This is a genomic window from Micromonospora sp. NPDC005163, assembly GCF_053599835.1.
This window is the reverse complement of sequence record NZ_JBSFYP010000062.1, coordinates 1-26,323: the sequence shown is the minus strand read 5'-3', so window position 1 is coordinate 26,323 and position 26,323 is coordinate 1. Positions and strand designations below refer to the sequence as shown.

The following is a 26,323-nucleotide window of genomic DNA, read 5'->3' as shown; positions in this document are numbered from 1 at the left end:
GACGCCGAGCGTCAGCAGAAAGCCCGTGCCTGCCGCAGGTCAGGCCGGGAGGGTCCAGCGCTGGTTGGCGCCGGCGAAGCAGTCCCAGATCTGCAGCCGGGTGCCGTCGGCGGAGCTGTTGCCGGTGGCGTCCAGGCACTTGTTCGACTGCGGGTTGCGCAGCGTGCCGTTGGACTGGGCCTGCCAGACCTGGGCGCCGCTGCCGTTGCAGTCCCAGAGCTGCACCTTGGCGCCGTTGGCGGTGGAGCCGCTGGCGACGTCGGCGCACTTGCCGAGGGCGCGCAGCGTGCCGTTGCTGGCCACGGTCCAGGTCTGCGCGTTGGTGCCGTTGCAGCCCCACAGCTGAACGGCCGTGCCGTTGGCGCTGCTCGCCGAGGCCACGTCGACGCACTTGCCGCCGATTCCGGTGATCTGTCCGGTGCGGCCGGTCGGCGGCGGGGTGGTGCCGCCCATGATGGTGTCGTACATCGCGCTGACCAGCGATGTCGAGCCGGTCATGTCCTGCGACAGCTCCCAGTTCATCACCCCGCCGGCGTTGGCCAGGGCCCACTGCGTCTTGCGCTTGACCGTCGGGATGCCGTTGTAGCACTGCTGGGCGCCGCCGACGGTGGTGCAGTCCCGGTTGGCGTTGGCCGGGTCCATCCCGACCAGCGCCGAGTAGGTGTAGTAGCCAGGGCGGCTGTAGAAGGGGATCCCGAGGACCGCCTTGCTGGCCGGCAGGCCGCGCGACTTCCACAGGTTGATGCTGGCGATCGACCAGTCGTAGTTGGCGTGCGGGCTGCCGCCGTCGTACGCCATGATGTTGAGCCAGTCGACCTGGCCGAACACGGCCGTCTGCACGCCCTGGACGCTGCCGCCCTCGGAGACCACGGCGGCGGTGAGCAGCTTGCCGCGGCTGTGCATGGCGCTGCCGAGCTGCGTCATGAGCTGGGTGTAGTTGTTCGCCGAGGCGCCCGGGTCCGGGTACTCCCAGTCCATGTCGACACCGTCGAGGTTGTACTGGTTGACGAAGTTGACCAGGTTGTTGACGAAGTTGGTCCGGCTGCCGGCGTTGGCCGCGAGGGCCTCGAAGGCGGAGTCGTTGCCGTCGTTCCAGCCGCCGACCGCGATCGACACCCTGACGTTGTTGGCGTGCCCGAGCGAGACCAGCGAGGAGAGCTTGCTCGGGTTCTCCACGGGGCGGAGGCTGCCGTCGTTGTTGGGCAGCACGAAGGCGTAGTTGATGTGGGTGAGCTTGTTGTACTGGACGGTGTTGACGTTGCCGGCCCAGGAGGGCATGTAGCCGACGCTCTTGAAGTTGTTCGGCAGCACCACGGCCTGCGCGGCGGTGGGCACGAGGGTGAGGGTGGCGCCGGCCGTGGCCAGCGCGAGCAGGCCGGCGGCGAGGGCGCGGCGCAGTGGTGAGGACATCGGGGGCCTTCCCGTGGGCGGGGGACGACAGCCGCCCGTGCAGGGTCGTCGCGGGCGGGGGTGCGGTTGCGGTACGCAGGGACGGGTGGCCTCGAGGCAGCCAAATCTTAAAGAGTGTTAACTGTCCGCGTCAATCAACGTCGGTGAATTTCCGGGCTGGCGCGCTGTTAAGAAGGGGCCCGTGCTCTACACCAGGCGTTAATGAGGTGCCCTTCCTTCGAGCAGTGCGCTGGCTGCCGGCGATCCCCAAACGACCGTTAAGCTGACCGGGTGGGAATCGACGAGCTGTACCCGCCCGACCGGCTGATCGCCGCGCAGCGCGCCACCGCGGCCGCCGGCCTGGACGCCCTGCTGCTCACCCCCGGCTCCGACCTGCGCTACCTGACCGGGTACGACGCCCACGCGGGGGAGCGGCTGACCTGCCTGGTGCTGCCGGCCGAGGGCGAGCCGACGCTGATCGTGCCGACGCTGGAGCGACCGGCCGCGGAGGCATCCCCAGCGCCGGCCACCGGGGTCCGCATCGTCGATCACGCCGACGGCACCGACCCGTACCCCCTGGTCTTCGCCGCCCTCGACGGCGCGCCCGCGGCGGTCGGGCTGGCCGACCGGATGTGGGCCGAGCAGGTCCTCGCACTGCGTGCCGCCCTGCCGGCCGCGGCGCAGCGGCTCGCCGGCGAGGTGCTGCGCGAGCTCCGGATCCGCAAGTCCCCGGCGGAGGTCGCGGCCCTCGCCGAGGCGGGCGCGGCGATCGACGAAGTGCACCTGCGGATGGGGGAGTGGCTCCGCCCCGGGCGCACCGAGGCCGAGGTGGCCGCCGACATCGCCACCGCGATCCGGGCCGCCGGGCACGTCAGCGTGGACTTCGTGATCGTGGCGGCCGGGCCGAACGGGGCCAGCCCGCACCACGGCACCTCGGACCGGCCGATCGGCACCGGCGAGCCGGTGGTGGTGGACATCGGCGGCACCATGGCGTCGGGGTACCGCTCGGACTGCACCCGCACGTACGTCGCCGGCGGGCCGGCGCCGGCCGAGTTCCAGGACTACTACGCGGTGCTGCGCGACGCGCAGCGCGCCGCGGTGGCGGCCGTACGGCCCGGGATCAGCGGCGCCGCGGCCGACGCCGCCGCCCGGGAGCCGATCGCCGCCGCCGGCTACGGCCCCGCGTTCCTGCACCGCACCGGCCACGGCATCGGCCTGGACGGTCACGAGGAGCCCTACCTGGTGGCCGGCAACGACCGGCCGCTGGAGCCCGGAATGGCGTTCTCCATCGAACCGGGCATCTATCTGGCGGGCCGGCACGGCGCCCGCATCGAGGACATCGTCGTCTGCACCACGGACGGCGTGCAGCGGCTCAACACCACCCCCACGGAGCTCATCGCGCTATGACTGTCGACCGGATCCTGCCCACCGACGAGGCCCACGACCTGCTGGACCTCGCCACCGAACTCGCCGATCGTGAGCTCGCGCCGAAGGCCGTCGGCTTCGAGGAACGCGCCGAGTTTCCCCGCGAGGTGCTGCGGACCCTCGGCGGGGCCGGCCTGCTCGGCCTGCCGTACCCGGAGGAGCACGGCGGCGCCGCACAGCCGTACGAGGTGTACCTGCAGGTGCTGGAGATCCTGGCCAGCCGCTGGCTCGCGGTCGCCGAGGCGGTCAGCGTGCACACCCTGTCCTGCTACCCGGTGGCCGCGTTCGGCAGCGACGAGCAGCGCAAGCTGCTGCCGGACATGCTCGGCGGCGAACTGCTCGGCGCGTACTGCCTCTCCGAGCCGCAGGGCGGCTCCGACGCGGCGGCGCTGAGCACCCGGGCGGTCCGCGACGGCGACGCGTACCTCGTCTCCGGCACCAAGGCGTGGATCACCCATGCCCGGACCGCCGACTTCTACAACGTCTTCTGCCGTACCGGCGGGCCCGGCCCGAAGGGCATCTCCTGCCTGCTCGCCGACGCCGGCACCGCCGGCATCACCCCGCAGGCGGCCGAGCGGACCATGGGGCTGCGCTCCTCACCGGTGGCGCAGATCGCCTTCGACGAGGCGCGGGTGCCGGCCGAGCGGCTCATCGGCGGCGAGGGTGCGGGCTTCACCATCGCGATGTCCGCGCTGGACTCGGGTCGGCTGGGCATCGCGGCCTGTGCGGTCGGGCTGGCCCAGGCCGCACTGGACTACGCGATCGGGTACGCCCGGGAGCGGCAGCAGTTCGGTCGGGCGATCGTCGACTTCCAAGGGTTGGGCTTCATGCTCGCCGACGCGGCGACCCAGATCTCCGCCGCCCGCGCGCTGACCCTCGCCGCGGCCCGGCTGCGCGACGCCGGGCGTCCGTACTCGATCGAGGCGGCCAAGGCGAAGCTCTTCGCCACCGACATGGCGATGCGGGTGACGACCGACGCGGTGCAGGTGCTCGGCGGCGCCGGCTACGTGGCCGACCACCCGGTGGAGCGGTACATGCGCGAGGCCAAGGTGCTGCAGATCGTGGAGGGCACCAACCAGATCCAGCGGCTGGTCATCTCCCGGGCTCTGGCCAAGGGCTGAGCCCGGGTCGACGACGCGTGGTGGCGCGGCCGCGGTGGGTCCACCGTGGCCGCCGTCCGCACCCTGCGGTGGGAGCCTCGTCGCCGTCCGGCGTTTTTCCCGGTAGGTTGCTCGCCGTGGAGGAGATCGACCGCGCCATCGTCGCAGCGTTGACCGCTGACGGCCGCCTGTCGTACACCGACCTGGCCGACAGGGTCGGGCTGTCGGTGTCCGCCGTGCACCAGCGGGTGCGCCGGCTCGAGCAGCGTGGGGTGATCAAGGGGTACGCCGCCCGGGTCTCCTTCGAGGCGCTGGAACTGCCGCTGACCGCGTTCGTGGCGATCCGGCCGTTCGACCCGTCGCAGCCGGATGACGCGCCGGAGCGGCTGGCCCACCTGCCCGAGATCGACTCCTGCTACTCGGTGGCGGGGGAGGACTTCTACATGCTGCTGGTGCGGGTTGCCAGCCCGACCGACCTGGAGCGGGTGCTCCAGGAGATCCGTACGTCGGCGAACGTGACCACCCGGACCACGGTGGTGCTGTCCACCCCGTACGAGAACCGGCCGCCGAAGATCAGTGCCGGGCCACCGAGTCGGTCGCGGTCCCGGGTGCCGGAGGAGCCGGCTGGTTCCACCGCAGGATGACCTGCCGATCGTGCTCGTGACCGAGCACGCTGACCGTGGCGGTGTCCAACCGGAGCCGGCCGCCGGCGGACGGGGGCAGGCCGATCCAGCGGGCGCCGAGCACCCGCAGGCTGTGCGCGTGGCCCACCAGCGCCACGGTGCCCCTGTCCAGCAGTGGGGCGACCCGGGTCAGCACCCGGTCGAGGCGGGCCCCCACCTGCTCGGGTGACTCGCCGCCAGGGCAGCCGTCGGTCCAGATGTTCCAGTGCGGTTGGTCTTCGTGGATGTCGACGGTGGTGCGTCCCTCGTACTCGCCGTAGTTCCACTCGCTGAGGTCCTCGTCGACGGCGTCGACGGTGAGCCCGGCCAGCTGCGCGGTGCGCAGCGCCCGGGAGCGGGGGCTGGCCAGCACGGTGACGAATCGCCGGCCGGCCAGGAACGCGGCGAGGGTGCGGGCCTGCCGCTCGCCGTCGGGGGTCAGCTCCAGATCGGTGTACGACGTGTGCCGTCGGGTGGCGCTCCAGGTGGTCTCGCCGTGCCGGATCAGCAGGAGCTCTCCCATGCGGCCAGTTAACCATCGCGGACCCGGCGGCACCGGGTGGCCTCCGATGCCGCGCCCTCGGACACTCAACCTATCTTCCTAGGATGCCTTACCGGATGTGCCGACCGGCACCACCGGTTTCGGCACCCGGAGAGCGGGCAAGCGAGCCGGGAGAGACGCCAGACGGAGGAGGCGCGATGAGCTTCACCGACAAGGCACGAAACAAGGTCGAGCAGATGGCTGGTGCCGCGAAGGAGCGGATCGGCGACAAGACCGACAACGAGCAGATGCGGGCCGAGGGCGCCAGCCAGAAGAGCGACGCGCGCGCCAAGCAGGCCGGTCAGAACATGAAGGAAGCCGGTAGCAACGTGAAGGACGCCTTCACGAAGTGATCTGAGCGGTCCGACGGGTCCCCGGGCGACTGTGCGCCCGGGGACCCGTCGTGTGCTGCGGCTAGGGTCGCGGGGTGACCGTGCTCCGCTCCCTGGTGTTGTTCGCAGTGGCCGCGCTGGCCGAGATCGGCGGCGCCTGGCTGGTGTGGCAGGGCTGGCGCGAGCAGCGTGGCCTGTGGTGGATCGCCGCGGGCGTGATCGCGCTGGGCTGCTACGGCTTTGTCGCCACCTTCCAGCCGGACGCGCACTTCGGCCGGATCCTCGCGGCGTACGGCGGGGTGTTCGTGGCGGGCTCGTTGGCCTGGGCGATGCTCGTGGACGGCTTCCGCCCGGACCGCTGGGACCTGGCCGGGGCGGCGCTCTGCCTGCTCGGCGTCGCGGTCATCATGTACGCGCCGCGCGGCGCTACTGCCTAGCGCGGCGCGACTTCCCTACGCGCCGTCAGCGGTCGTCGTTCAGGCGGCGGAACGCTCCGGGACCGGTCGGCGGCGCAGGCCCACGCTCGAGATGGCCGGCGGTACGTAGGCCACGTCGTTGGGGCCGGCGTCGGTGCCGGGCGGGGCGATCTCGTCGATCCGGTCGAGGATTTGGTCGCTCAGGGTGACGTCGGCGCCGGCCAGGAGGTCGTCGAGCTGTGCCATGGTGCGCGGCCCGATGATCGCCGAGGTGACGCCCGGGTGCGCGATCGCGAACGCCATCGCGAGGTGGGTCATCGGCAGGCCGGCCTGCTCGGCGAGCGGGATGAGCTGCTCCACGACGTCGAGCTTGCGCTCGTCGCTGAAGTGCTGTGGGGTGTGGCCCGACCGGTGGCTGTCGAACTGCTGGCCCTTGCGGTACCGGCCGGTGAGCAGGCCCTGGCCCAGCGGGCTCCACACCAGCGCGCCCATTCCGTAGCGCTGACAGACCGGCAGCACCTCGCGTTCGATGCTCCGGTTGATGATCGAATACGGCGGTTGTTCGGTGCGGAAGCGTTCGAGGCCGCGTCGCTCGGCGACCCACTGTGCTTCGACGATCTCCGAGGCGGGGAAGGACGACGTGCCGATCGCGCGTACCTTGCCGCTGTGGATCAGGTCGGACAGGGCGGACAGCGTCTCCTCCAGGTCGACCGACGGGTCGGGGCGGTGGACCTGGTAGAGGTCGAGGTGGTCGGTCTGTAGGCGGCGCAGGGAGTTCTCGACGGCAGTGGTGATCCAGCGCCGTGAGTTTCCGCGGTGGTTCGGGTCGTCGCCCATCGGATAGTGCAGCTTGCTGGCGAGTACGACGTTGTCGCGGCGGCCCTTGAGCGCCTTGCCGAGGATCACCTCGGATTCGCCGGCGGAGTACACGTCGGCGGTGTCGACGAAGTTGATTCCTGCGTCGAGTGCTTTGTGGATGATGCGGATGGATTCGTCGTGATCGGGGTTTCCCATGGCGCCGAACATCATGGCGCCCAGGCAGTACGGGCTGACTTCGATTCCGGTCCGGCCCAGGTTGCGGTATTTCACTGTTGTCCTTCGGAGTGGTTCGGTGATTGGTGGGCTATTCGGAGTGCGTCGAGGACGTGGTGCGCAGTTCCTCGTCGTCGAAGACGATTTCGAGGAGCGGGCTGTGCGGGAACCAGTCGTCGAACGTCTGGCGCCGGCTGACCCGCGCCGCGATTTCGGGTCGGTTCTGCAGGTCGAGGACCGCGGTGATCACCCGCCGTCGTGTCGGCTCGTCGACCGGCACCGCGGTCGCGGGCAGGTCGGCCGTGACCCCGTGCTTGAGGTGCACCGTGAACCGTGAGTGGGCGCGCACGTTCGCGTACCAACTGCGGGGTCCGGGCATACCGGTCAGGTACCAGCGACCGTCGACGCGGTGGAACCAGATCTCGATGCGGCGGGGGACGCCGGTGCGTGCGCCCAGTGTGGTGATGTCTATGGTGCGCGCGGCCGCGGAGGAGTCCGGTCCGATGGCGAGGGCTCGTGCGATGGCGTCGTCCATTTCACCGGCCTTTCCCGTTTTTGTTCCGATGAGTCCATGAAAGCAGCGCCGGAGAGGCGGAACTAGCGGAATCGTCTCGTGTGGTTGCACAATCCTCTTCCCCGGAGTCAGGGGAGCGCGGCGCCGGCATTTCCGGCTCCGGCACGTATGCGCAGCGCGTCGATGCTGGGCGGAGCACCGAACAGCCGTCGGTACTCGCGGCTGAATTGGGACGGGCTGTCGTATCCGACGCGATGGGCGACGCGGGTGATGTCGTTGGGGCTGTTCGCCAGCAGCAGTCTCGCGGTCTGTAGGCGGATGTGCTTCTGGAACTGGATGGGGCTCATCGCCGTCACCGCCTGGAAGTTCCGGTGGAACGCGGAGACGCTCATCGCGGAAAGCTGTGCCACCTCGTCGACGCGGAAGGGCCGTGTGTAGTTTTCCCGGATCCACTGGACAGCCCGGGCGATGTGGCTCAGGCTGCTGTCCGCGAGGCCGATCTGCCGGACGACGTCGCCCTGTTCGCCGGTCATCAACCGCCAGAGGATCTCGCGCTTGAACAGGGGGGCCAGTGCCCGGCGATCCTGTGGCCGGTCGAGCAGCCGCAACAGCCGCACGATGGCGTCGAGCAGTTCGTCCGGGGCGTCACTGACCGCGATTCCGGGCCGCGCGGTGCCGGGGGAACGCGGCAGATCGCCCGGCCCGGCCTGGAGCAGCAGCTCCGCGATCGTGGCAGGGTCCAGGGTCATTCCGAAGCCGAGTACGGGGTGGCCCGGGGCGACGTTGATGACGTCCCCCGTCACCGGGAGGTCGACCGAGGCGACGAGGTACTGACCGGGGTGGTACTCGTAGACCTGGTCGCCGAGGGCGAGTCGCTTGCCGCCCCGGGCAATGACCGCCAGCACCTTGCCGGACATCGAGGAGACCGGGGAGGCGGTGTGCTCGATCCGGCAGACCCGTACGCCCTCGATTGCGGTGGCCAGGTCGCGGCGCACGTGTCGTTCCAACAGGTCGCGAAGCTCGTCCAGGGGCATGCCCCGAGTGCAACACGAGACCCGCGGTGACCGCTGGTCAGCGGCAGGATCGTGCAAGGACTCGCCAGTTTCATGAGAGCGTCCACTGGTACCACGGTGTGGGTCGGGGTGTGTCGGGCTGGCCGGCGAGTGGTTCGTGCAGGCCGCGTAGGTGCAGGGCCTGGATGATGCGTCCGACGAGGCCGTCGGCGCGGGGTGTGGTGTCTGGTTGGCGCGCTGGTCGAGGACGGTGTCAACCCAGGTTGTCAATCTGCGGGTGCCGGCTCGGTGGCCCGTGGCGCGAAGAAGCGGACGAGGTCGTCGGCTGCGGTGGGGGACAGCATCATGGCCTGGACTCGTGCGGACATCTCGGCGATCGGGTGGGTTCTGGCGAACATCGCCTCCTCGTACGCCTGGATCGCCGGGTCGGGGTCGGCGGGGTTGGTGGCGAGGGCGGCGGCGAGTTCGGCGGCGTCGAGCATGGCCTGGTTGGCGCCCTCGCCGACCGGTGGCATGAGGTGCGCGGCGTCACCGATGAGGGTGATGCCCGGACGGTGGGCCCAGCGTGTGCCGGTGGGCATCGCCTCGATCCTGCGTGGGGTCGGTGGGCTGTCGGCGGCTTCGATGAGCGCGGTGAGGCTGGGGTTCCAGCCATCGAACATGTCCAGCAGGGCGCGCTTGCTGCGGTAGGTGTCCAGGTCGCGATCGTCCGCGCGCAGGGAGATCCCGACCCGGATGCTGCCGTCGCCGAGGCGTTGCGCGGCCAGGATCTGGTTGACGCCGACGCACCAGAGGTTTCCGGGGCCGACCAGCTCGGCGACGTCCGGGTGGCGCCGGTCGGCGTCGCTGATGTTCAGCTCGATCAGGGTGGCCACGTAGGAGAGTGTCGTGTCGGTCAGCAGCGACCGGACGACCGAGCGTGCGCCGTCCGCGCCGATGAGGACGTCGCAGTCGGCGCGGTGGCCGCCATCGAAGGTCAGCCCGAATCCTCCGTCGGGTCGTGGCGTCGCGGCGACGAGCCGGTGCTGCCACGCGACCGTGTCGCCGGGGAGTGAATCGAGCAGGAGGTCACGCAGTGCGCTGCGGTCAATCTCGGGGCGTCCGGAGAATGAGTCGGGTTGGGGCGTGTGGTGCACGAGGGTGCGGCCGGCCGGGTCGAGGATGCGGTGTTCCTCGCCCTGTGGTCGTGCCTCGGATCGGAATCGGTCGGTGAGGCCCGCGTCGGCCAGGGCCTGTTGCCCGGACTCCGGGTGCAGGTCGAGCATTCCGCCCTGTGCTCGCGCGGATCGGCTTGCCTCGCGTTCGTACACCACCGTGTCGATGTCGTGCCGGTGCAGGATTCGGGCCAGGGTCAGGCCGCCGAGGCCGCCGCCGGCGATCGCGATTCGCATCGTCATGCCTCTTACCGTACGCTGTATCTTATGGAGACGCCGTACGGTAGCGTACCGCTGCCCGTCTGGGAACGGCCCGAGCCGCAGCCGCGGGCGGCGCCGGTGCCGCTGAGCCGCGCGAAGATCGCCGCCACGGCGATCCGGATCGCCGACGCGCACGGCCTCGACGGACTGTCGGTACGCAAGATCGCCAAAGAGCTCGGTGTCGGTCCGATGCGGCTCTACGACTACGTGATCAACAGATCGGAACTGCTCGATCTGATGGTCGACGCCGTCTATGCCCAGATCGCCGAGGCCGGCCAGCAATCCGGGTGGCGCGACACGGTGCTGGCCATCGTTCACCGGACCCGCGACGCCGCTCTCGACCACGAGTGGTTCGTCGACCTGCTCGGCGCCAGGCCACACCTGGGACCGCACGCGCTCGCCGTGGGCGAGTCGACCGCGGCGGCGCTCAGCCAGGCCCCTGGCGTGCGCGGTGTCGACGATCTCCAGCGGGCCCTGGGCGCCCTCAACGCGTTCATCGTCGGAGCGCTCCGCAGGGAGATCACCGAGCGACGCACCGCCCGTTCCACCGGCACCGACGTGTCCGTCTGGCAGGCCGCCCTCGGGCCCTATTTGACACGCATGCTCGAAACGGGCCGCTATCCCACCGTCGCCCGGCTCGTCATCGACGGCGCCCACCTCAACGCCGAGGAAACCTTCCAGGACAACCTGATCACCATCCTGGACGGCATCACCAGGGGACAGTGAGCCGCCCTCGCGTCTGGAATGATCGGCGGCGTGATCCGACCACGGCCGCGTTCGCTGCTCGGTGTGCTGGTCGCGGCGGCCGCGATCGGCGTTGCCGCGTCCGCCATCGTGCTCTCCACGACACCGGCGCCGCCCAGGTCGACGGCCGTCGCCGGGCCAGCCGGACCAGCCACGTCAGCCGGTCCCACCGCTGCCACGGAGCCGTCGGGTGACGCCACTCCCGCTCCCACGCCGAGCGGGTCGGGTGGCGCCACTCCGACGCCGAGCGGGCCGGCAGCCACCGTTCCCGGGGCGACGCGGGTGGGGACCCGACCACCGGTGGTGGATCACGGACCGCGTACCGGGAACCGGGTGGCGTTGACCTTCGACGCGGACATGACCGACGGGATGCTGCAGAACCTGCGCACCGGCAAGGTCAGGTCCTACGCGAACCTGCGCGTCCTGGACCTGTTGGAGCGGGAGCGGATTCCGGCGACCTTCTTCCTGACCGGCAAGTGGGTCGAGCGGTATCCGCAGGTGACTCGGCGGCTCGCCGGCAACCCGCGCTTCGAGTTGGCCAACCACACGTACGGGCATGCGGCGTTCACCGGGGACTGTTACGACCTGCCCCGGGTGCGGGCGAGCGGGATGACCGACGACGTGGCGAAGACCTTCCGGGTGATCGAGCCGTACGGGGGCCGGCAGACCCGGTACTTCCGTTTTCCGGGGCTGTGTCACGACGCGGCGGCGCTGGCCGCGCTCGCGCCACTCGGCGTGACGGTGGTCGACGGGGACGTGGTGAGCGGCGATCCCTTCGCCACCGCGTGGGAGCCGCTGGTGCGGGCGGTGTTGGACAACGTCCGCCCCGGGTCAGTGGTGATCATGCATGTGACCGAGGCGAACGCCGCGATGACCGATGAGGCGTTGCCGCACATCCTGGCCGGGTTGCGCGAGCGGGGGCTGGTACCGGCGCCGTTGTCTGAGGTGTTGGCCAGCGCCTGAGTGTCGGCCGAGGGGCCGGCATGAGGTCGGTGAGCGTTATACCGCAGAGTCATATCTATACCTGGGAGTCATAACGCTCCTGCGGGACCGACCGACCGACGCCCTGCCCTGGCGGTCGAGGTGCCGGTGAGGGACGCCGCAATGGGCGACACCCCCGGCAAGGGGATCCGCCGGGGGTGTCGTGGGTGGTGGGTCAGTCGTCGCGGTGGTCGGTCCACCACTGCTGCCCGCCCTCGGGCAGGGTGTCGATCGGGTCGTAGTAGGCGTAGCGCTTGTTGAGCGCCTCCAGGTCGGCCGACTCGATGGAGGTGCGGTAGTTCTTGGTCCAGTAGGAGATGCCGCGGTCGCGGTCGTAGTCGGTGAGCATGTGCACCCACCGCTTGCCGACGAAGGGGACGTCGCAGACGATCCGTGGGGTGGCGTAGCCGGGCAGGTAGCCCATGATGTCGTGCTGGAGCTGCTGCGCGTGCCAGACCGGCACCCGCCAGTGTTCGGCATTGGGGATCATGTCGCACATGTAGAAGTAGTACGGCAAAATGCCCGCCTCTCCCTGCAGGGCGAAGCAGAGGTCCAGCAGGTCGGGGGTGGTGGCGTTCACCCCGCGCATGAGCACGCCCTGGTTGCGCACGTCGCGGACGCCGACGTCGAGGGCGGTCTGGGCGGCCTTGGCGACCAGCGGCGTGAGCGACTGGGCGTGGTTGACGTGGGTGTGGATGGCGAGGTTCACGCCCCGGCGGGCGGCGGTGCGCGCGACGCGCTCGAGGCCCTCGACGACGTCGGGCTGCAGCCAGTGCTGGGGCAGGCCCATGAGGGCCTTGGTGGCGAGCCGGATGTCGCGGACCGTCTCCAGCTCCAGCAGGCGCATCAGGTACGACTCGAGGTTGCGCCACGGCACGTTGGCCACGTCACCACCGGAGACGACGACGTCGCGGACGCCGGGGTGCGCCTTGAGGTAGCTGATGTGGGCGTCGTAGCGCTCGACGGGCTTGAGAGTGAGTTTGAGCTTGTCGACGGCGGGGGTGGAGTTGCCGACGAGGTCCATCCGGGTGCAGTGCCCGCAGTACTGGGGGCAGGTGGACAGCAGCTCGGCGAGGACCTTGGTGGGGTAGCGGTGGGTGAGCCCCTCGGCGACCCACATGTCGTGCTCGTGCAGCGAGTCGCGGCTGGCGTACGGGTGCGACGGCCAGTCGGTGCGTCGGTCGGAGGCGACCGGGATCATGTAGCGGCGGATGGGGTCGGCGAGCAGCGCCTCGGTGGTGAGGGGCGCGAACGGCACCATCGTGTTGATCATCTGGGGCGGCACCAGCATCGACATGGTGGCCAGGGCCTTCTGGTCGGCCTCCAGGTCGGCGTAGAAGCTCTCGTCGATGAGGTCGCCGAAGACGGTCCGCAGCTGCTTGATGTTCTTGACGCAGTTGACGCGCTGCCACTGGGCGGATTCCCACTGGTCTCGGGTGACGTGGCGCCAGCCGGGGAAGCGGGTCCAGTCGGGCTCGACCAGGGGCTGGCGGCGGTATTCGTACGGCTGCCCGGCGGTCGGTACGGCGACCGGGGCGTGACGGGGTTGAGCGATGGTCTCAACCGGTTGCGTCTGGGTCACGGCCCCTCCTCAGTGCTGCGGCTGATCAACGAAACCCGAAGGCTACTGGAAAATATTCGGTACAGAAACTAGTCTGCCGTAAGTTTTCCCGTTACGCGATCCCCCGACCGGGGCTTCGGGCGGCTGGACAGGGGGAGGTCGGCGTGACGTCACCGGTGGGACTGCACCGCGTCGTGGAACCGGCGGGGGTGCTGCCGCAGGCGGCCTGGCGGTTGGACGCGTCCACCGCGATCGCGCCGAACGAGGTGCGGATCCGGGTGCAGCGGCTCAACCTGGACGCGGCGAGCTTCCGGCAGCTGTCGGAGAAGCACGGCGGGAACGGCGACGCGGTCCGCGCCGAGGTCCTGGAGATCATTTCCACCCGGGGGAAGATGCAGAACCCGGTGACCGGGTCCGGCGGGATGCTGATCGGCACGGTCGAGGAGGCCGGCCGGCGCTCCCCGCTGGGCCTCAAGCCGGGCGAGCGGGTCGCCACCCTGGTGTCGCTGACCCTGACCCCGCTGGTGGTGACCGACGGGCTGTCCCGCTGGGACGGGCGCAGCGAGCAGGTGCCCTGCGACGGGTGGGCGATCCTGTTCGCCCGCTCCATCGCCGCGGTGCTGCCGGACGACGAGGACCCGCAGCTGTCCCTGGCGGTGCTGGACGTGTGCGGGGCGCCCGCGCTGACCGCGCGGGTGGTGTCGCGCTACGTCGAGGACCGGCACCGTGCGGGCGACCCGACGCCGGTGCGCGTCGCGGTGATCGGCGGCGCGGGCAAGAGCGGGTCGCTGTCGCTGGCCGCGGCGCGGCGGGCGGGCGCCGCGCGTACCGTCGGGGTGGTGCCGGTGGCGGCGGAGCGCGACGCGCTGACGGGCGCCGGCCTGGCCTCGGTGGTGGCGATGGCCGACGCCCGGGACCCGGTGGCGCTGTCCACCGCGGTGACCACCGCGCTGGGCAGCCCGGCGGACGTCACCGTGGTCTGCGTGGACGTGCCGGGCTGCGAGCACGGGGCGGTGCTGGCCACCGCCGACGGCGGCACGGTGATCTTCTTCTCGATGGCGACGAGCTTCTCCGCCGCGGCGCTGGGCGCCGAGGGGCTGGCCGCGGACGTGACGATGCTGGTGGGCAACGGGTACGTGCCGGGGCACGCGGAGCTGGCGTTGGGGCTGCTGCGCGCCGAGCCGGGGGTGCGTCGGCTGTTCGCGGCGCGGGTCGCGGCAGACTGAGGTCATGACGAACCCCTCGACCCTGTACCGCGGCGGCGTGCTGCACTGTCCCGCCGACCCGAGCGCGACCGCGCTGCTGGTCTCCGGTGGGCGGATCGCCTGGCTGGGGACCGACCGTGACGCGCCGCCCGCCGACCGGGTGGTGGACCTCGACGGCGCGCTGGTGACGCCGGCGTTCGTCGACGCGCACGTGCACGCCACGGACACCGGGTTGACGCTGTCCGGGCTGGAGTTGTCCGGGGTGCGCTCGGCGGCTGAACTGCTGGACGCGGTGGCCGCGTTCGCGGCCGGCCAGCCGGCGGACGCGGTGGTGCTGGGGCACGGCTGGGACGAGTCGGGCTGGCCGGACCCGACGCTGCCGGACGCGGCGGCGCTGCACCGGGCGGCGGGCGGCCGGCGGGTGTACCTGTCGCAGGCGTCCATCCACTCGGCGCTGGTGTCGACGGCGCTGCTGGCGGCGTGCCCGCAGGCGGCGGCCGAGGCCGGGTACGACGCGTCGGGGTGGTTGCGTCGTGACGCGCATCACGTGGTGCGGGCGGCCGCGCAGGGATCGGTCAGTCGGGCGCAGCGGGTCGCCGCGCAGCGGGTGGCGCTCGCGCACGCGGCGTCGCTGGGCATCGCCGCGGTGCACGAGTGCGGCGGACCGGACATCTCCGACGAGGAGGACTTCACCGGCCTGCTGGGCATCTCCGGCGCGGGGCTACCGGAGGTGTACGGGTACTGGGGTGAGCTGGGTGGCGCGGCGCGGGCCCGGGAGCTCGGCGCGGTGGGCGCCGGCGGGGACCTGTTCGCCGACGGGGCGTTGGGTTCGCGTACGGCGCACGTGTCGCAGCCGTACGGCGACGGCGACGGCTGCGGGCACGGGTACCTGTCGGCCGAGCAGGTGCGCGACCACCTGCTGGACTGCGCGACGCACGGCATGCAGGGCGGGTTCCACGCGATCGGTGACGCGGCGATCGGCACGGTGCTGGAGGGCTTCGCGGCGGCGGCGCGGACGCTGGGCGTGGAGCGGCTGCGCGCCGCCCGGCACCGCATCGAGCACGCCGAGATCATGAACAAGCGGATGATCGCCGGTTTCGTGGAGTACGGGGTCGTGGCGAGCATGCAGCCGGCGTTCGACCGGCTGTGGGGTGGCGCGGGCCGGATGTACGAGTCGCGGCTGGGTCTGGACCGGTCGTTGGAGTCCAACCCGATGGGCGCGATGCACGGGGTGGGGGTGGCGCTGGCGTTCGGGTCGGATTCGCCGGTGACGCCGCTGGACCCGTGGGGGTCGGTGCGGGCGGCGGCGGCGCACCACAACCCGGCGCAGCGGATGAGCGTGCGGGCGGCGTTCGCCGCGCACACCCGCGGCGGATGGCGGGCAGTGCACCTGGACGTCGAGGGGGTCCTCGCGCTGGGCGCGCCGGCGACGTTCGCGGTGTGGTCGACTCCGGCCGGCGCGCAGCGGGGCCTGCCGGTGCTGCTGGCCGAGGACCCGGAGCTGCGGGGTCCGGACGACCCGACGCCGCTGCCGGTGTGCCGAAGCCTGGTGCTGCGCGGTGAGGTCATCTATCAGGAAGGGTCGTCGTGACCGGGAAGCTTGATCTAGATCCGGCGTTGGTGGCCAGGGCGCGGGAGTTGGCGCGCCGGGCCGGGCAGCCGGTGGTGGACCTGGCGCGCAGCCACACCACGGTGTCCGTGGAGCGGGCGGTGCTGCGCCTGGCCGGGGTGACCGGCGCCGACCCGGACGGCATTCCATGGGTGAACCGGCTCGTCGACGCCGTCGTCGCGGACGTGGGGCTGGGCCACGGCGTGGCCGTGCCGGTGTTCGACGCCCTCGCCCGCGAGGGCGTCACGGACGTGACGCTGCTGGCGCAGAAGGCCGCCGCCGGTTCGGTGCGCTTCACCGTGCCCACCGGACGGGCCGCCACGGCCGCCCGGTCGGCGGCGCGCAGGGCCGTCGGCGCGGGCATCCGCCGTATCGACCGGCGGCGCGCCGAACGCGACCGTCTCGTCAAGCGGCACGGGGACCCGGCGCAGCGGCCGTGGATCTACCTGATCGTGGCGACCGGGGACATCTACGAGGACATCCCGCAGGCGCAGGCCGCGGCCCGGGCGGGCGCGGACGTCATCGCGGTGATCCGCTCCACCGGGCAGTCGCTGCTGGACTACGTGCCCGAGGGCGCGACCCGGGAGGGTTTCGCCGGCACGTACGCCACGCAGGAGAACTTCCGGCTGATGCGCGCGGCGCTGGACGAGTCGTCGAAGGAGCTGGGCCGCTACGTGCGGCTGACCAACTACGCGTCCGGGCTGTGCATGCCAGAGATGGCGACCCTCGCCGGGTTGGAACGCCTCGACATGATGCTGAACGACTCGATGTACGGAATCCTGTTCCGCGACATCAACCCGATCCGCACCTTCGTCGACCAGCGGTTCTCCCGGCAGGTCCACGCCCGCGCCGGCATCATCATCAACACCGGTGAGGACAACTACCTGACCACCGCCGACGCCGTCGACGAGGCGCACACGGTGACCGTGTCGCAGCTGCTCAACGAGTTCTTCGCCCACGAGGCGGGGCTGGCGGACTGGCAGCTGGGCCTCGGCCACGCGTTCGAGATCAACCCGGAGGTGCCGGAGTCGTTCCGGTTGGAGCTGGCGCACGCGCTGCTGGCCCGCGAGCTGTTCCCGGACGCCCCGCTCAAGTGGATGCCGCCGACCAAGCACATGACCGGCGACGTGTTCCGGGGCAACCTGCTCGACGGGTTCTTCAACCTGGCGGGCGCCCTGACCGGTCAGGGCATCCTGCTGGTGGGGATGATGACCGAGGCCGTGGTGACGCCGTGGCTGTCCGACCGGGACATCGCCCTGCAGAACGTGCGGTACGTGCTGGGCGCGGCCGGTGGACTGCACGAGGACTTCGTGCCCGCGCCGGGCGGGTTCATCCGGCGGCGCGCCAACCAGGTCCTCGGTGAGGCCCTGGACCTGCTGGAGCGCATCGGGGAGCAGACGCTGCTGACCGCGATCGCCGAGGGCACGTTCGGGATCATGAAGCGGCCCGCGGACCGCGGCAAGGGCCTCGCCGGGGTCGCCGCGCACGAGGCCGACTACTGCAACCCGGCCACCGACATCCTGGAGGCGGCGGCGTGAGCAAGCAGATCGTGCGGCCGTACGGGGACACCACCGGCGACGGGATGGTGCAGGTGTCGTTCACCCTGCCGGTGTCACACGACAAGCGGGCCGAGGGCGCGGCGGTGCAGCTGGCCAACCGGATGGGCATCGACCCGGCGATGGTGGTGCACGCCAAGCCGATGGGCGACGGGTTCACCTTCTTCGTCGTCTACGGGCGGGTGAACCACCTGGTCGACCTGGACGCGGTGCAGGTGGTGGAGCGGGACTTCGCGCTGCTGTCGGCCAAGGAGGTCAACACGGTGGTCAAGCAGCGGCTGCGGCGCAAGCTGTCCGTGGTCGGCGCGTGCATCGGCACCGACGCGCACACCGTGGGCATCGACGCGATCCTCAACGTCAAGGGCATCGCGGGGGAGAAGGGCCTGGAGTACTACCGGGAGCTCAAGGTCACCAACCTGGGCGCGCAGGTCAGCGTGCCCGAGCTGGTGGAGGCCGCCCGGGCGGAGAAGGCCGACGCGGTGCTCGTGTCGCAGGTCGTCACCCAACGCGACGCGCACCTGCACAACACCCGGGAGATGTCCGCGGCGTTCCGCGAGGCGATGCCCGCCGGGCGGCGGCCGCTGCTGATCGTCGGCGGCCCCCGGTTCGACGAGACGATGACCGACGAGTTGGGCGTGGACCGGATCTTCGGTCGGGGCACCACGCCCGGCGAGGTGGCCAGCTACCTCGTGCACGCCCTGATCACCCAGCGGAAGGCGACGGCATGACGGACTCCAGGCTCGGGTTGACGGTGACGCACCGGCGGTACGTGCCGTACTCGCACGCCCACTACGCCGGCAACCTCGTCGACGGGGCGTACGCCCTCGGACTGTTCGGCGACGTCGCCACGGAGGTGTGCATCCGCACCGACGGCGACGAGGGCCTGTTCGCCGGGTACTCCGACGTGCGGTTCCTCGCGCCGATCCGCGCCGGTGACGTCGTCGAGGTGACCGCGCAGGTGTCCAGGGTGGGCAGCCGCAGCCGCACCCTGGAGCTGAGCTGCGCGGTGGTGTGCCGGGGCCGACCGGACCGCTCCGAGTCCGCCGCCGAGGTCCTCGACCCGCCGATCGTGGCGGTCACCGCGACCGGCACCGTGGTCGTTCCCGCCGCGCCGTGACCCTGGCGGTCTGCGCGGACGTCGGCTCCACGTACACCAAGGCGGCCGTGGTGGACCTGGCCGCCGGGGTGCTGGTGGGCGCTGCCGCGGCGCCCACCACGGTGGGCAGCGACGTGCTGCACGGCCTGGACGCCGCGGTCGCGGCGGCCACCGCCGGGCTCGGCGCGCGAAACATCCCGTGGTACGTGTGCTCGTCGGCGGGCGGTGGGCTGCGGCTGGCCGTGATCGGCTACGAGCCGCTGGTCACCGCGCAGGCGGGCCGGCGGGTCGGGTTGTCCGCCGGCGCGCACGTGGTGCACGTGGCGGCCGGGCGGCTCGGCGCGGCGGACCTGGCGGCGCTGCGGGCCGCCCGCCCGGACGTGGTGCTGCTGGTCGGCGGCACCGACGGCGGTGACACCGACACGATCACCCACAACGCCACCCGGTTGGCCCGGGCCCGCTGGCGGGTGCCGGTGGTGCTCGCCGGCAACGGCGACGTACGCGCGGAGCTGACCGGGCTGCTGGAGTCCGCCGGGGTGCCGGTGACGGCGGCGCAGAACGTGCTGCCCCGCATCGGGGTGCTCGCCCCCGCGTCGGCGCGGGCGGCGATCCGCGCGGTGTTCCTGCGCCACGTCATCGGCGGCAAGCGGCTGTCCCGGGGTACCCGGTTCGCCCGGCTGGTGCGCGCGGCCACCCCCGACGCGGTCCTCACCGGCGTGGAGGTGCTCGCCGACACCATCGGCGGGGACCTCGCCGTGGTCGACGTGGGCGGGGCCACCACCGACGTGTACTCGGTGCTCACCCCCGATGAGCGGGCCACCGGGCCGGGCCGGGAGGTCGCCGGCAGCCTGTGGCGGGCCCGCACCGTGGAGGGGGACCTGGGCATGCGGTGGAGCGCACCCGGGGTCGTGCGCGCCGCCGCCGGCGAGCGGCTCCTGGCCCCGGGTGAACAGGACGACCTGGCGGCGGCCGCGGCGCTGCGCGCCGCCGACCCGGCGTTCCTGGCCGCCGACGACGCCGAGCGGGCCGTGGACGCCCGGATCGCCACCCTCGCGGCGACGGTGGCGCTGCGCCGGCACGCCCGCGGCGCCTCCACCGGCGAACGCGCCGGCCGGGACCTGCGCGACGTTCGGCTGATGGTGGGCTCCGGCGGGGTGCTGCGGCACGCGCCGGCGCACACGGCGGGGCAGGTGCTGGCGGCGGTGCTCGGCGACCACGCCGGGGGATGGGCGCTGCCGCGCGCCGCCCGGCCGGTGGTGGACACCGACTACGTGCTGGCCGCCGGTGGGCTCCTCGCCGAGGAGCACCGGGCGGCCTCGGGGGCGCTGCTGCGCCACCATCTGAGCACGCATTGAGACACGCCGACCCGACACGCCGTGGTGCAGCACACGACAGGCCGGGGGTGGGTTGACAGGGGGCGGGGTGCAACACGTACCGTCTTTGAGTCCTACCACGGGAAGCGGCTGTTGTTCGCTTCGTCCCTTCGTCCGCTGGCCGAGCGACAGTTTCAGCGTCATCGTCGCGGCGGCCAGGTCCAGCGGGCGGGGGTCGGCGGGGCGGCGCGAACCGGTCGCGGTTACCGGTGTACGGGCAGGGTGAGGTGCACGGCCAGTAGACAACGGCCCGGCGGGGGCAGCCAGTCCGCGTCCGGTCGGTCCGAAGGTCGGCGTGCCTCGTCCTCGCCGCACCGGCCGGGGAGGGCCTGGGAGCATCGGGGCGCGGCGCGAGCCGCGCCCCGATTTCATGTCCGCCGGGTGGTTCGTCCCCGGCGGCCCGATGCGGCCGACACACCCGCCGGCCAGGTAGCCTTCGCCCCGTGATCGAGGAACCGCGGTGACGACCCTGGACCGGGACGAGACGCGCGCCCCGGCGGCGCCGCCCCCGCCGGTCGTCGTCGGCCGCCCGCTGCCGCTGAAGGCCGCCGCGCCGATGGCCGTGGCCGCCGGGCTGGCCCTGCTGGTCGCGTTCCCGCCGTACGGGCTGTGGCCGCTCGCGCCCGTCGGGGTGGCGTTGCTGGCCGCCGCGGTGCACCGGCGCCGGTTGCGCGCCGGCGCCGGCCTGGGCTTCCTCACCGGGGTGGCCCTGTTCGCGCCGTTGCTGGCCTGGACGAACCTGCACACCGGCTACCTGCCGTGGGTGCTGCTGTCGCTGTTGCAGGCCGGCTACCTGGCGCTGCTCGGCGCCGCCACCGCCTGGGTGTCGCCGCTGGCCGACCGCAGCCGGTGGGCGTGGCCGGCGCTGACCGGGCTGCTCTGGGTGGGGCAGGAGGCGCTGCGCGACCGCACCCCGTTCGGGGGGTTCCCGTGGGGGCGCCTCGCGTTCAGCCAGGACTCCTCGCCGCTGCTGCGCCTGGCCGCGCTGGGCGGCGCGCCACTGGTCACCTTCGCGGTGGCCCTCATCGGTGGGCTGCTCGTCACCGCCGCGTGGCGGGGCTTCACCGCGCTCCGGGAGACAGCCCCGGGCGGCACGCCCGCGCCGCGCTGGCAGCCGGTGGCCGTACCGGCCGCCGCCGCCGTGGCGCTGGGCGCGGCGGGTCTGCTGGTGCCGGTCGCGTCCGCCGGATCGGGCGCCCCGGTGACCGTGGCGATCGTGCAGGGCAACGTGCCACGCCTGGGGTTGGACTTCAACGCCCAGCGGCAGGCGGTGCTGAACAACCACGTCGACGCCACCCTGGAGCTGGCCGCGCGGGTCGCCGCCGGCACGCAGCGCCAACCCGACCTGGTGGTGTGGCCGGAGAACTCCAGCGACATCGACCCGCTGCGCAACCCCACCGCCGGGGCCCGCATCGCCCAGGCCGCCGACACGATCCGCGCGCCCATCCTGGTCGGCGCGGTGCTGCTCGGCCCCGGCCCCGGCGAGGTCCGCAACGCGGGCATCCTGTGGCGGCCCGACACCGGCGCGGACCTGAGCCAGCTCTACACCAAACGGCACCCCGTGCCGTTCGCCGAGTACGTGCCGCTGCGCGACGTCGCCCGGATGGTCAGCAAGCAGGTCGACCTGATCCGCAACGACTTCGTTCCCGGCAGCACCCCGGGCGTGGTACGCGCCGGCCCGGCGGTGCTCGGCGACGTGATCTGCTTCGAGGTCGCCTACGACGAGGTGGTCCGCGACACCGTCACCGGCGGGGCGCAACTGCTGGTGGTGCAGACCAACAACGCCACCTTCGACGTGGCCGAGGCCCGCCAGCAGCTGGCCATGGTGCGCCTGCGGGCGGTGGAGCACGGCCGTCCGGCGTTGATGGCCTCCACGGTCGGGGTGTCCGGGTTCGTCTCCCCCGATGGGCGGGTAAGCGACGCCACCGGGTTCAACACCCGGGAGGTCGTGGTGCGGGAGATGCGGCTCGACGACGGGCGCACCCTCGCCACCCGGCTCGGCTGGTGGCCGGAGTTGGCGCTCGCCGGGCTGGCCGCGGCCGCCCTGCTCGGCGCGGCGGTGCTGCGCCGACGGCAACGGGTCCTGGCCGGATAGCAACAGCCGGTACGCCGGCGGGAGCGGAGGCACCGTGATCCAGGCGACCGACACCATCCGACGTCCCGACGAGGTGCCCGGCGTGGGCCGGGTGCTGGTGGTGATCCCCACCTACAACGAGGCCGACAACATCGGCGCGATCGTGGCCCGGGTCCGCCGGGCCGCCCCGGCGGTGCAGATCCTGATCGCCGACGACAACAGCCCCGACGGCACCGGCGCCATCGCCGACGCCCTCGCCGACTCCGACGCGCACGTGCAGGTCCTGCACCGCGAGGGCAAGCAGGGCCTCGGGGCGGCGTACCTGGCCGGGTTCGACTGGGCGCGCGAGCGCGGCTACCAGGCGGTGGTCGAGATGGACGCCGACGGCTCGCACGCCCCGGAGGACCTGCCGGCGCTGCTGCGGGCCGCCCTCGACGCGGACGTGGTGATCGGGTCGCGGTGGACCAACGGCGCGCGGGTGGTGAACTGGCCGCTGCGGCGGCTGCTGCTGTCGCGCTTCGGCAACCTGTACGCGCGCCTCGCGCTGGGCATGCCGGTCTCCGACGCCACCGGCGGCTACCGGGTGTACCGGGTCAGCGCGCTGGACGCCATCGACCTCGCGTCGGTGTGCTCACAGGGCTACTCGTTCCAGGTGGAGCTGTCCCGGCTCGCGCACCAGGCCGGGGTGCGGATCGTGGAGGTGCCGATCACCTTCGCCGAACGGGAGCGCGGGGACAGCAAGATGAGCCCGCGGATCGTTGCCGAGGCGCTGTGGCGGATCACCACGTGGGGGGTGCAGGACCGCCGGCAGGCAGTGCGCCGGGGCCTGCACGGCACCCCCACCGGTCAGGTGCGGTGGCCGTGAGCGCGGCCGTGTCATGCTGGATGGGCGGGACACGTTTCCGGTGTCGCGGGATGGCGATGAGGTGAGATGCGCCGAGGACTGAGGTTCGTACCGTTGGCCCTGTTGCTGGCGGTGGTGGTGGAGCTTGCGGCGTTCGTCCTGGTGGGGCGGGCGCTCGGGTTCGGTGCGGCGGTGCTGCTGGTGTTCGCGGCCTCGCTGCTCGGGCTGGCGCTGCTGCGCCGCGAGGGGATGCGCGCCTGGCGTGGCTTCCGCTCCGCCGCCTCGTCCGGGCAGCCACCGGGGCGGCAGGTGACCGACGGGCTCGTCGGGTTGGGCGGCGCGCTGCTGCTGGCGGTGCCCGGTCTGGTCAGCGGGCTGGTGGGGTTGCTGCTGCTCGTGCCGCCGGTGCGGCGACTGGCCCGATCCGGGGTGCAACGCACCGCCGAGCGACGGGTGTCGTCGATGGTCGCCGGTGACCTGTTCGGGCCGCGTACGGTGCGCGTGCGCCAGGGTGCGCCGCAACCGACACCGCGTCCGCAGACGGAGCAGCCGGTGGTGGTCGACGGCGGCCGGGCCATCGAGGGCGAGATCATCGAGCCCGGCCGCAACTGACCGCGCACGACAAACGACGGCGCCCCCGGGATTTTCCCGGGGGCGCCGTGTCGTGCGGGTTGCGGCTCAGGCGCGGCCGCGGCGGGTCCGAACCTCCTGGAGCCGTTCGGCGAGGATGTCCTCGAGCTCGGCGATCGAGCGCCGCTCCAGCAGCATGTCCCAGTGGGTACGCGGCGGCTTGGCCTTCTTCTGCTCCGGCTCGCTGCCGTCGACGAGTCGAGCGACGCTGCCGTCGAACTTGCACTCCCAGGTCGTCGGGACCTCGGCGTCGACGGCGAACGGCACCTCGAACTGGTGGCCCTTGGCGCAGAGGTACTCGCGGGTCTGGCGCGGCGCGAGCTCCGTGTTGCGGTCGGATTCATAGCTGACCGCGCCCAGGCGGCTTCCGCGCAGCATACGCTCGCCCATGATCGACTTCCCCTCGTTCGTGGTGCTGGTCTTCTGGGTGTAACGGTGGGTTCCCGTCGAGCCATTCCCGCCCGAGGGCGTGAGGCGTCCACGGGTGGGCCGGGACCAAGGGTAGCCGGCCGGGACGGTCACCCGGCCAGGTGATCCCCGGCCGGGTCGGAACGGTGGAGTGTTTCGGCCGCCACCGGGGATGTTAACCGCCCGAGTGCTGCGGAGGTTGCGATGGCCCATGACGTCCCGGTCGAGCGTCGCGCCCCCACCGGGCGGACGTTCTTCGGTCATCCCCGGGCACTGGCCACCCTCTTCCTCACCGAAATGTGGGAGCGGTTCAGCTTCTACGGCATGCGGGCGATCCTCGTGCTGTACCTCACGGCCGAGGCCGCCGACGACGGGCTGGGCCTGAGCGAGTCCGGCGCCAACGCCGTCTACGGCACGTACAACGCGATGGTGTACCTGATGGCGCTGCCCGGCGGCTGGGTGGCGGACCGCCTGATCGGTGCCCGGCGCAGCGTGCTGTGGGGCGGGGTGGTGATCGCCGCCGGGCACTACGTGATGGCGGTGCCCACGCGGTGGAGCGTCTTCGCCGGGATGACCCTCATCGTCCTGGGCACCGGCCTGCTGAAACCCAACATCTCCACCATGGTCGGCGCCCTGTACGACCGAGATTCGCCGCGCCGCGACGCCGGCTTCTCGATCTTCTACATGGGCATCAACCTGGGCGCGTTCATCGCCCCGCTGATCACCGGCCTGCTCGGCGAGAAGATCAACTGGCATCTGGGGTTCGCCGTCGCCGCGATCGGGATGACCTTCGGCGTGATCCAGTACGTGCTGGGCCGGCGCAACCTGGGCGACGCCGGGGACCGCCCCGCCGACCCGCTGCTGGGCGCCGACCGCCGCCGGGCGCTCACCCGCGCCGGGGTGGTGGTCGCGGTGCTCGTCGTGCTTGTCGCCGGGCTCGCGCTGGCCGGGCTGTTCACCGTCAACACGGTCGTGAACGCGCTCACCGCCGTCACCGTGCTGGTCACCATCGGCTACTTCACCCGCATCATGACCGACCGGGAACTCAGCGCGACCGAACGCAGCCGGATGAAGGCGTACCTGTGGCTGTTCGTGTTCGCCGCCGCGTTCTGGCTGATCTACGACCAGGCCGGGTCGGTGCTGAACCTCTTCGCCGCCGAGCGCACCGACCGGGACGTGGCCGGCTTCACCTTCCCGGCGTCCTGGCTCCAGTCGGTCAACCCCATCCTGGTCATCATCGGCGCGCCGCTGTTCGCGCTGCTCTGGCTGCGGGTGGGCAACCGGGTGTCCACGCCGGTGAAGTTCGCCGTCGGCCTGGTGCTCAACGGCCTGTCGTTCGTGCTGATGGCCGCCGCCGCGCAGGCCGCCGTCGGCGGTGACCTGGTGTCCCCGTGGTGGCTGGTGGCGGTCTTCGCCGTCCAGGTCGCCGGTGAGCTGTCGCTGAGCCCGGTCGGCCTGTCCGCCACCACCAAGCTGGCGCCGGTGAAGTACGCCAGCCAGATGCTGGGGCTGTGGTTCCTCGCCACGGCCGTCGGCGACGCGATCGGCGGGCAGGTGGCGCGGCTCGCCGACACCTGGTCCGAGTCGACCTACTTCCTCACCTTCGGCCTGGCGTCGGTGGCGTTCGGCCTGGCCGCGGTGATGTTCGCCCGGCAGATCCGCGCCCTGATGGCCGGCATCCACTGACCGCCGCGTCAGCGGGTGGCGTCGTCGGGCGTGCCGGCGCCGAGCCGCGCCAACGCCAGGGCCAGGTCGCTGACCTGGTCGCCGAGCTGCGCCACCCGTCGCTGGGCCAGGTCACGGTCGATCTCGGCGGCCTCCAGCCGTACCGTCAGGGCGGTGAGCCGGCCCTCGGCGGTGGCCGCGGCCTGCCGGGTGGCGGCCAGTTCGGCGGCGAGCGTGTCGCGCTGGGCGGCGGTGGCGGTCAGCTCCGCGCGTAGCCGCGCGGCCAGCTCGGCGGCCTCCTGCCGGGCGTTGTCGGCCTCGCGCGCGTCGGCCTGCGCGCGGTCGCGGGCCCGGTCGGCCTGCTCCCGGGCGCGGGCCGCGTCGGCGGCCTCCGTGCGGGTGCGGGCGGCGTCCGCGCGGGCCTGGTCGATCTGGCGCCGTACGTCCTGCACCTCGGCCTGCCACCGCCCGGCCCGCTCGGTCGCCTCGGCGGCGGCCCGGGTGGCCCGTTCGGCGTCCGCGCGCAGCGCGTCGCGCTCGACGGTCAGGTCGGCCACCCGCTGCCGCTCGGTGTCGCGGTCAGCGCGCAGGTCGCGCAGTTCGTGGCGGGCCTGATCGCGGTCCCGCTCGGCCTGGGCCCGCAGGGCCTCGGCGGCGCTGGCGTCGTGCCGGGCCTCGTCGCGGGCCGCCTCGGCGCGCTGGGCGCGCTCGTCGGCCGCGGTGGCCTGCTGAGCGGCC

At 72.5% G+C, this 26,323-nt stretch carries 25 protein-coding genes and 1 pseudogene; 17 read left to right on the top strand and 9 right to left on the bottom strand.

The features are described 5' to 3' along the window. Positions 1-39 precede the first annotated feature (39 nt). Positions 40-1,410: a glycosyl hydrolase family 18 protein gene (locus ACWD6N_RS30070; protein ID WP_450005561.1), complete on the bottom strand. Its 1,371-nt coding sequence runs from the start codon at positions 1,408-1,410 to the stop codon at positions 40-42. Between the two features lie 270 nt (positions 1,411-1,680). On the opposite strand from ACWD6N_RS30070, the gene ACWD6N_RS30065 reads away from it, so the two are divergent. The 3 genes from ACWD6N_RS30065 to ACWD6N_RS30055 all read left to right on the top strand — a co-directional run bounded on the left by ACWD6N_RS30065 (position 1,681) and on the right by ACWD6N_RS30055 (position 4,558). Next, complete coding sequence (locus ACWD6N_RS30065) at positions 1,681-2,796, top strand: M24 family metallopeptidase (RefSeq protein WP_450005559.1); 1,116 nt, start codon at positions 1,681-1,683, stop codon at positions 2,794-2,796. Next, entirely contained in the window at positions 2,793-3,935 is a 1,143-nt protein-coding gene (locus tag ACWD6N_RS30060) for an acyl-CoA dehydrogenase family protein (RefSeq protein WP_450005557.1), read from the top strand. The genes ACWD6N_RS30065 and ACWD6N_RS30060 overlap by 4 nt, the downstream gene beginning before the upstream one ends. A 116-nt stretch (positions 3,936-4,051) precedes the next feature. Then, positions 4,052-4,558, top strand: coding sequence for an Lrp/AsnC family transcriptional regulator (locus ACWD6N_RS30055; RefSeq protein WP_354965301.1), 507 nt, complete (start codon positions 4,052-4,054; stop codon positions 4,556-4,558). Here the strand turns inward: ACWD6N_RS30055 and ACWD6N_RS30050 are convergent. Further along, positions 4,488-5,099 carry a histidine phosphatase family protein gene (locus ACWD6N_RS30050; protein WP_354965300.1) on the bottom strand — a complete coding sequence of 204 codons (612 nt, stop codon included), beginning with the start codon at positions 5,097-5,099 and terminating at the stop codon, positions 4,488-4,490. The genes ACWD6N_RS30055 and ACWD6N_RS30050 overlap by 71 nt on opposite strands. A gap of 176 nt (positions 5,100-5,275) precedes the next feature. On the opposite strand from ACWD6N_RS30050, the gene ACWD6N_RS30045 reads away from it, so the two are divergent. Together ACWD6N_RS30045 and ACWD6N_RS30040 are read left to right on the top strand one after the other, a co-directional pair. Beyond that, complete coding sequence (locus ACWD6N_RS30045; RefSeq protein ID WP_354965299.1) at positions 5,276-5,470, top strand: CsbD family protein; 195 nt, start codon at positions 5,276-5,278, stop codon at positions 5,468-5,470. Positions 5,471-5,544: 74 nt separating this feature from the next. After that, positions 5,545-5,886 carry a YnfA family protein gene (locus tag ACWD6N_RS30040; protein WP_354965298.1) on the top strand — a complete coding sequence of 114 codons (342 nt, stop codon included), beginning with the start codon at positions 5,545-5,547 and terminating at the stop codon, positions 5,884-5,886. Positions 5,887-5,925: 39 nt separating this feature from the next. Here ACWD6N_RS30040 and ACWD6N_RS30035 read toward each other — a convergent pair whose 3' ends face one another. The 4 genes from ACWD6N_RS30035 to ACWD6N_RS30020 all read right to left on the bottom strand — a co-directional run bounded on the left by ACWD6N_RS30035 (position 5,926) and on the right by ACWD6N_RS30020 (position 9,821). Beyond that, positions 5,926-6,954 carry an aldo/keto reductase gene (locus ACWD6N_RS30035; RefSeq protein ID WP_450005555.1) on the bottom strand — a complete coding sequence of 343 codons (1,029 nt, stop codon included), beginning with the start codon at positions 6,952-6,954 and terminating at the stop codon, positions 5,926-5,928. A 34-nt stretch (positions 6,955-6,988) separates the two neighbouring features. After that, the gene (locus ACWD6N_RS30030; protein WP_450005553.1) at positions 6,989-7,432 is read right to left on the bottom strand and encodes a nitroreductase/quinone reductase family protein; all 444 of its coding nucleotides are present in this window, start codon (positions 7,430-7,432) and stop codon (positions 6,989-6,991) included. A gap of 107 nt (positions 7,433-7,539) precedes the next feature. After that, positions 7,540-8,445 (bottom strand): AraC family transcriptional regulator, encoded by a 906-nt coding sequence (locus ACWD6N_RS30025; RefSeq protein WP_354965295.1) that lies wholly within the window; start codon positions 8,443-8,445, stop codon positions 7,540-7,542. Between the two features lie 245 nt (positions 8,446-8,690). After that, the gene (locus tag ACWD6N_RS30020; RefSeq protein ID WP_450005551.1) at positions 8,691-9,821 is read right to left on the bottom strand and encodes an FAD-dependent oxidoreductase; all 1,131 of its coding nucleotides are present in this window, start codon (positions 9,819-9,821) and stop codon (positions 8,691-8,693) included. Positions 9,822-9,845: 24 nt separating this feature from the next. Here ACWD6N_RS30020 and ACWD6N_RS30015 point away from each other — a divergent pair, with 24 nt between their 5' ends. Further along, positions 9,846-10,565, top strand: a complete 720-nt coding sequence (locus tag ACWD6N_RS30015) for a TetR/AcrR family transcriptional regulator (protein ID WP_450005549.1) — start codon at positions 9,846-9,848, stop codon at positions 10,563-10,565. Positions 10,566-10,595: 30 nt separating this feature from the next. Continuing rightward, positions 10,596-11,546, top strand: coding sequence for a polysaccharide deacetylase family protein (locus tag ACWD6N_RS30010; protein WP_450005547.1), 951 nt, complete (start codon positions 10,596-10,598; stop codon positions 11,544-11,546). A gap of 193 nt (positions 11,547-11,739) precedes the next feature. Here the strand turns inward: ACWD6N_RS30010 and ACWD6N_RS30005 are convergent, their stop codons facing one another. Then, a complete protein-coding gene (locus tag ACWD6N_RS30005; protein WP_354965291.1) occupies positions 11,740-13,146 on the bottom strand; it encodes a KamA family radical SAM protein in 1,407 nt (468 codons plus the stop codon). Between the two features lie 143 nt (positions 13,147-13,289). Between ACWD6N_RS30005 and kdd the strand changes: the two genes are divergently transcribed. From kdd to ACWD6N_RS29960, 9 genes are all read left to right on the top strand, one after another. Continuing rightward, positions 13,290-14,351 carry an L-erythro-3,5-diaminohexanoate dehydrogenase gene (kdd, locus tag ACWD6N_RS30000; RefSeq protein ID WP_450005545.1) on the top strand — a complete coding sequence of 354 codons (1,062 nt, stop codon included), beginning with the start codon at positions 13,290-13,292 and terminating at the stop codon, positions 14,349-14,351. Between the two features lie 4 nt (positions 14,352-14,355). Then, positions 14,356-15,921: an amidohydrolase gene (locus tag ACWD6N_RS29995; RefSeq protein WP_450005543.1), complete on the top strand. Its 1,566-nt coding sequence runs from the start codon at positions 14,356-14,358 to the stop codon at positions 15,919-15,921. Further along, a complete protein-coding gene (gene kamD, locus ACWD6N_RS29990) occupies positions 15,918-17,477 on the top strand; it encodes a lysine 5,6-aminomutase subunit alpha (protein ID WP_354965289.1) in 1,560 nt (519 codons plus the stop codon). The genes ACWD6N_RS29995 and kamD overlap by 4 nt, the downstream gene beginning before the upstream one ends. After that, entirely contained in the window at positions 17,474-18,223 is a 750-nt protein-coding gene (gene kamE / locus ACWD6N_RS29985) for a lysine 5,6-aminomutase subunit beta (RefSeq protein ID WP_354965288.1), read from the top strand. Before kamD ends, kamE begins: the two co-directional genes overlap by 4 nt. Then, a complete protein-coding gene (kal, locus tag ACWD6N_RS29980; protein ID WP_450005541.1) occupies positions 18,220-18,612 on the top strand; it encodes a 3-aminobutyryl-CoA ammonia lyase in 393 nt (130 codons plus the stop codon). The genes kamE and kal overlap by 4 nt, the downstream gene beginning before the upstream one ends. Then, on the top strand, positions 18,609-19,946 hold the full coding sequence (locus ACWD6N_RS29975) for a glutamate mutase L (protein WP_450005539.1): 1,338 nt from the start codon (positions 18,609-18,611) through the stop codon (positions 19,944-19,946). The genes kal and ACWD6N_RS29975 overlap by 4 nt, the downstream gene beginning before the upstream one ends. Positions 19,947-20,424: 478 nt before the next feature. Beyond that, on the top strand, positions 20,425-22,059 hold the full coding sequence (gene lnt / locus ACWD6N_RS29970) for an apolipoprotein N-acyltransferase (protein ID WP_450005537.1): 1,635 nt from the start codon (positions 20,425-20,427) through the stop codon (positions 22,057-22,059). 34 nt (positions 22,060-22,093) lie between these two features. Next, positions 22,094-22,903, top strand: a complete 810-nt coding sequence (locus ACWD6N_RS29965) for a polyprenol monophosphomannose synthase (RefSeq protein ID WP_450005535.1) — start codon at positions 22,094-22,096, stop codon at positions 22,901-22,903. A 66-nt stretch (positions 22,904-22,969) separates the two neighbouring features. Continuing rightward, the gene (locus ACWD6N_RS29960) at positions 22,970-23,494 is read left to right on the top strand and encodes an FxsA family protein (protein WP_450005533.1); all 525 of its coding nucleotides are present in this window, start codon (positions 22,970-22,972) and stop codon (positions 23,492-23,494) included. A gap of 66 nt (positions 23,495-23,560) precedes the next feature. Here ACWD6N_RS29960 and ACWD6N_RS29955 read toward each other — a convergent pair whose 3' ends face one another. Further along, positions 23,561-23,902: an RNA polymerase-binding protein RbpA gene (locus ACWD6N_RS29955; protein ID WP_046564157.1), complete on the bottom strand. Its 342-nt coding sequence runs from the start codon at positions 23,900-23,902 to the stop codon at positions 23,561-23,563. 222 nt (positions 23,903-24,124) lie between these two features. Here ACWD6N_RS29955 and ACWD6N_RS29950 point away from each other — a divergent pair, with 222 nt between their 5' ends. Next, complete coding sequence (locus ACWD6N_RS29950; protein WP_450005531.1) at positions 24,125-25,606, top strand: peptide MFS transporter; 1,482 nt, start codon at positions 24,125-24,127, stop codon at positions 25,604-25,606. Between the two features lie 8 nt (positions 25,607-25,614). Here ACWD6N_RS29950 and ACWD6N_RS29945 read toward each other — a convergent pair. Then, positions 25,615-26,323: pseudogene (locus tag ACWD6N_RS29945) on the bottom strand (hypothetical protein); the annotation flags it as partial.